At 72.1% G+C, this 4710-nt stretch carries 4 protein-coding genes and 2 pseudogenes; 4 read left to right on the forward strand and 2 right to left on the reverse strand.

Annotation, left to right across the window (positions count from 1 at the left end; genetic code table 11):
- The 3 genes and pseudogenes from G3573_RS20075 to G3573_RS20085 all read left to right on the forward strand — a co-directional run.
- A pseudogene (locus G3573_RS20075) lies at positions 1 to 261 on the forward strand (TraB/GumN family protein); the annotation flags it as partial.
- An 85-nt stretch (positions 262 to 346) separates the two neighbouring features.
- Entirely contained in the window at positions 347 to 676 is a 330-nt protein-coding gene (locus G3573_RS20080) for a hypothetical protein (RefSeq protein WP_163263449.1), read from the forward strand.
- Between the two features lie 93 nt (positions 677 to 769).
- Positions 770 to 1849 carry a PA0069 family radical SAM protein gene (locus G3573_RS20085; protein WP_163263450.1) on the forward strand — a complete coding sequence of 360 codons (1080 nt, stop codon included), beginning with the start codon at positions 770 to 772 and terminating at the stop codon, positions 1847 to 1849.
- Here the strand turns inward: G3573_RS20085 and G3573_RS20090 are convergent.
- Both G3573_RS20090 and G3573_RS20095 read right to left on the reverse strand, forming a co-directional pair.
- Entirely contained in the window at positions 1846 to 2910 is a 1065-nt protein-coding gene (locus G3573_RS20090) for a class I SAM-dependent methyltransferase (protein ID WP_163263451.1), read from the reverse strand. The two genes, G3573_RS20085 and G3573_RS20090, sit on opposite strands and share 4 nt — an antisense overlap.
- 62 nt (positions 2911 to 2972) lie before the next feature.
- Positions 2973 to 4241 (reverse strand): class I SAM-dependent RNA methyltransferase, encoded by a 1269-nt coding sequence (locus G3573_RS20095; protein WP_163263452.1) that lies wholly within the window; start codon positions 4239 to 4241, stop codon positions 2973 to 2975.
- Between the two features lie 184 nt (positions 4242 to 4425).
- Here G3573_RS20095 and G3573_RS20100 point away from each other — a divergent pair.
- Positions 4426 to 4710: pseudogene (locus G3573_RS20100) on the forward strand (hypothetical protein); the annotation flags it as partial.

The raw sequence follows: 4710 nt of genomic DNA on the forward strand, positions 1-4710 counted from the left end.
GCCGAGGGCTGGGCCCGCGGCGACGTCGCCGCCGCCATCGGCGCCCCGCGCCGCTCCGACCGCTGCCTGCTGCTGCTGTCCGGCGGCGTCGAACTGCGCAAACGCGCTCTGAACGACCAGACCGCCGCCATCGCAAACGCGCTGAACACCCCCGGCCACGCGGTCGCGGTCGTGCCCCTGCGCCGGCTGCTGGCCGAAGACGGCGTGATCGCCGCCCTGAAGGCGCGTGGCTTCAAGGTGATCAGCCCGGGCGAGATCTGAACGCAACCGGCCATTTGACCGCCGCATGCAAGGCCGCTGACGAGCTGGGGTGGCTTCCGGAGGGCTGCCGGGATAACTCCCTCGGATGGCACAAAAGAAGCGAAGCCCTGAGGTCGAGATCGAAGTCGATGGGGAGCGCTATGTCTGGCGTGTTCAACGGCAGCCCCAGTGGTCCAGCGACGTCGCGGGTTGGCGCGGCATGGCGATCGCCGTGCGTCACCAGGAAGGGCAGCGCGAAGCCGTGCTGGAGTTTCCGCCGGCGCCGGCGCCGAGACGGGGGACGCCGCTAATACAGCCCGGGCAGATCCCGCCACGGGTCGTGGCGAAGGCCATCGCGTCCGCCATCGCGGCGGGATGGGACCCGCTGTCCCGGGGCAAGACCGTGGCCTTCGGCGTGGATGAGACTGGCGGCTGACGGGCCGCGCTGATGTTTGGCGGCCCCGGCGAGGGCTGCCCCTCCCCGGGTCGTGTTCTTGATTTGTTCCAACGGCGGGCGTAGGGTGCGGGCATGGCCTTCCACCCTGCCCTGCCCCGCGGGCGCGGCGCGCGTTCCAACGCCACCGGCCGCTACGAAACCGACAAGCGCGAGGCGTTCGACGACGGCTGGCTGCCCGACGACGACGAGCCGAAGCAGATCGAGACCCTGCTGAGCCCCGAGCGCGCCAAGACCATCCTGACCCGCAACGACAGCCCCGACATCGGCTTCGACCGTTCGATCAATCCCTACCGGGGCTGCGAACACGGCTGCACCTACTGCTACGCGCGCCCCGCCCACGCCTATATGGGCCTGTCGCCGGGCCTGGATTTCGAGAGCAAGCTGTTCTTCAAGCCCGAGGCCGCGGCCCTGCTGGAGAAGGAGCTCTCCAAGCCCGGCTACAAGTGCGAGAAGGTGCACATCGGCGGCAACACCGATCCCTACCAGCCGATCGAACGCAAGCTCGGCATCACCCGCCAGGTGCTGGAGGTGCTGGACCGCTACAACCACCCGCTCAGCGTCATCACCAAGTCGGCCCTGATCGTGCGCGACGTCGACATCCTCGCGCGCATGGCCGAACGCAAGCTGGCCGGGGCCTACGTCTCGATCACCACGCTGGACCGCAAGCTGGCCCGGGCCATGGAGCCGCGCGCGGCCACGCCGGAGAAGCGTCTGGAGGCGGTCAAGCGGCTGGCCGACGCCGGCGTGCCGGTCGGCGTCGGCTTCGCCCCGGCCATTCCGGGCCTGAACGACCACGAGATGGAAAGCGTGCTGGAACGCGCGGCCGAGGCTGGCGCGACCCGGGCCATGTTCGTGACCCTTCGCCTGCCGCTGGAGATCAAGGACCTGTTCCGCGAGTGGCTGGAGGACGCCCGCCCCGACCGCGCCGCACGGGTGATGTCGCTGATCCGCCAGACCCGCGGCGGCCGCGACTACGACGCCCAGTGGGGCACGCGCATGAAGGGGACCGGTCCGGTCGCCGAGCTGCTGGCCAAGCGCTTCGCCCTGGCCTGCAAGCGCTATGGCCTGAACCGCGAGCGGACCATCGAAGTCGACACCAGCCAGTTCCGCGTCCCGCCCAAGGCCGGGGACCAGATGAGCCTGTTCGGCTAGGCCGCCGGCTTCTCGAACAGCCAGGCCTTGGTCAGGAAAGCCTTGTCCGTTCCGGCCGGCCTGAGCCCCGCCTCGCCGAACAGGGCCTCGACGTCCGTCGTCTGCCAGCCGGCGTAGTACGGCTCGTGGAAGAAGGCCGGGAAAGCCTCCAAGAGGCGCGCCAGGCCCGGCTCGTCCTGCGGCTGGACGGAGTCGGCGAGCGCCAGCAGGCCGCCCGGTTTCAGCACCCGCGCGATCTCGGCGGCCACGACGGGGCGCACCTTCGGCGGCAGCTCGTGGAACAGGTAAATGCAGCTGACCGCGTCCAGGCTGGCGTCGGCGAACGGCAGGCGTTCGGCGGCGCTTTGCGTCACCGGCGCGCCGCTACGGGCGGCGGCCTCGACGGCGTAGCTCGGCGACAGGTCCAGCCCCACCACGCGAGCGCGCGGAAACGCGGTCTTCAGGTCGGTCAGGAAGCCGCCGGCCCCGCAGGCCAGGTCGACCACCGTCAGGCCGCGCTGGTCGCGCCCACGCCAGGCCCGGGCCAGCAGCGACAGCGCCCGCCTGCGCATCGCCCCGGCCGCGCCCGAGAACAGCGCCTCGACCTGCGGCTCGTAACGACGCGCGCTGTCGGGCGTGAACCAGCCGCCGCTCTGGAAGTGGAAGTTCTGCCGATAGTAGAGCGGATAAGCCTCTGATCCGGCTTCGCTCCTGGCCTCGACGCCGCCCTTGCGCCGGCGCCGGTCCGCCACCTCGCGCGCGTCCTTCACCAGATCGTCGACCGCGTCGAGGGCCCGGCGCGGATCGCTGAACATCGGCTCCGACGCCGGATAGAGACCCGCGGCGACATCGGCCGCGTCCTTCACGAACGCCTCCAGCCAGGCGCGGCGCAGGCGCAGCCGGTCCGGCGGCGGCGTGGTCGGCGCGAAGCGCTCCGCCTCGTCGTGATCGCGCTGCTGCGAGGCCCGGCGCGCGGCGAACCCGCCCGCCGTCCAGAACGCCGCCTTGAAGGTCGATCGCAACGCCTGCAGGCCGGCGTCGCCGGCGAAGGCGGATCTGCGGACGGCGCGGGCGTCTGGCATGAGCTCTCCTAGTGAGAGCGCGACGGCCGCCGAAACCGGCGACCACTTTCGGCTATCGCGCTCTAGCGGCGGAACACTCCGACCACCTCGATGTGGGGAGACCACAGGAACTGGTCCACCGGGGTGACCTTCTCAAGTTGGAAGCCCGCGTCCACCAGCACGCGAGCGTCGCGCGCGAAGGTCGCGGGATTGCACGAGATTCCGACCACGGTGGCGGCCTTCGACCGGGCGATCTCGATGGTCTGGGCGGCGGCGCCGGCGCGCGGCGGATCGAACACGATGGCGTCGATCTTCTTCATCTCCTCGGCCACCACCGGCGCGCGGAACAGGTCGCGGGTCTCGGCCGTGATCGGCTTCAGGCCGGGCGCCGTGGCGATGGCCGACTTCAGGGCCCGCACGGCCGGCTCGTGGGCGTCGGCGGCGAACACCGAGCCCAGCTCGGCCAGACGGAAGGTGAAGGTCCCCGCCCCGCAGAACAGGTCGGCCAGGTGGCGCGCGCCGGCCACCGCCTCGAGCGCCAGGCGGGCCATGGCGTCTTCGGCCTGCGGCGTCGCCTGCAGGAAGGAGCCGGCCGGCAGGGCCACGGTCGCCGGGCCGAACCGCACGATCGGCTGGCGGGCCATGTAGATGATCTCGCCCGACATGGTCACTCGCGCCAGGTCGGCGGCGGCGGCGGCCTCGGCCGCCTGCATGCGCCGGTCGGCCGACAGGCCGCCGCTCTTGCGCTCCACCCCGGTCACGTCGACGTCCAGGCCCGACAGGGTGGCGGTGACGTGCAGCGTCGGGGCCGACTTCGGGTGCTCCAGGAAGGCCGCCGCCAAGGCGCGCAGGCCCGGCAGGGCGCGCACCAGCGCCGGATCGGCCACCGGGCAGCTGGTGATCTCCACCAGCCGCCAGGAGCGGCGCGCCTTGAAGCCCAGCGCCGCGCCCCCGCCCTTGCCGGGGCGGGCGTGCAGGGCCAGACGCCGGCGCGAGGCTGGCGGACAGGCGATGGTGTCGGCGATCTCGGTCTCCAGCCGCTCGCGCCCGAGCGCCAGGCGCACCTGCTCGCGCTTCCAGGCCAGGTACGGCTCGGCGGCCCAATGCTGCAGGGCGCAGCCGCCGCATTCGCCGTAGTGCGGCGAAACCGGCGCGATCCGTTCGGGGCTGGCCTGAAGCAGCTCCAGCACTTCGCCGCGGTCGCCCTCGACCTTCACGCGCGCGCGTTCGCCCGCCAGGGTCAGCGGCACGAAGACGTGGCCGGCGGCGACGCCGTCGCCCTGCCCTCCGACGCTGAGGATCTCCAGCTCTTCGACGCGGGCGGGAACGGGCTTGTGCGGATGCTTCGACATGGGCCGCTTGTGCCCCACGGCGCCCTTTGGGGGAAGGCGTGGCCCGCATGGTGAGCGAAGCTGAACGAAAATGAACGGTCCAGTCAAAGGCCGTTCAGCTTCACCCTGCGCAAATGGGCGTGTCGGGTGAGGCTCCCGAGACCGGAAAGAGCCCGCTCAAAGAAATCGCTTGGGAGCCAGACCAATGAAGTTCCGCCCCGTCGTCCTCGCCGTCGCCGCCTCGCTCGCCGTGGGCGCCGTCTCGGTTCCGACCTTCGCCGCCGCCCAGACCTACGGCGGCCAGGCCTACGGCGACGCCAACTACGATCCGTGCATCCGTGAAGCCCGCCAGCGCCAGACCTCCGGCGCGGTGCTGGGCGCCATCCTGGGCGCGGCCGCCGGCTCGGGCGTCGCCGCCAAGGGCGCCAAGACCGAAGGCGGCGCGCTGGGCGCCGCGGTGGGCGCCATGGTCGGCGCCAAGGCCGGCCAG

It is taken from the genome of Caulobacter sp. 17J65-9 (assembly GCF_010975005.1).
GTDB lineage: Bacteria > Pseudomonadota > Alphaproteobacteria > Caulobacterales > Caulobacteraceae > 17J80-11.

Bases quoted from the DNA above. Each gene is read 5' to 3' on its own strand.
- G3573_RS20090 (WP_163263451.1), bottom strand. From the start codon at position 2,910: ATGCCAGACGCCCGCGCCGTCCGCAGATCCGCCTTCGCCGGCGACGCC.
- G3573_RS20080 (WP_163263449.1), top strand. From the start codon at position 347: ATGGCACAAAAGAAGCGAAGCCCTGAGGTCGAGATCGAAGTCGATGGG.
- G3573_RS20095 (WP_163263452.1), bottom strand. From the start codon at position 4,241: ATGTCGAAGCATCCGCACAAGCCCGTTCCCGCCCGCGTCGAAGAGCTG.
- G3573_RS20085 (WP_163263450.1), top strand. From the start codon at position 770: ATGGCCTTCCACCCTGCCCTGCCCCGCGGGCGCGGCGCGCGTTCCAAC.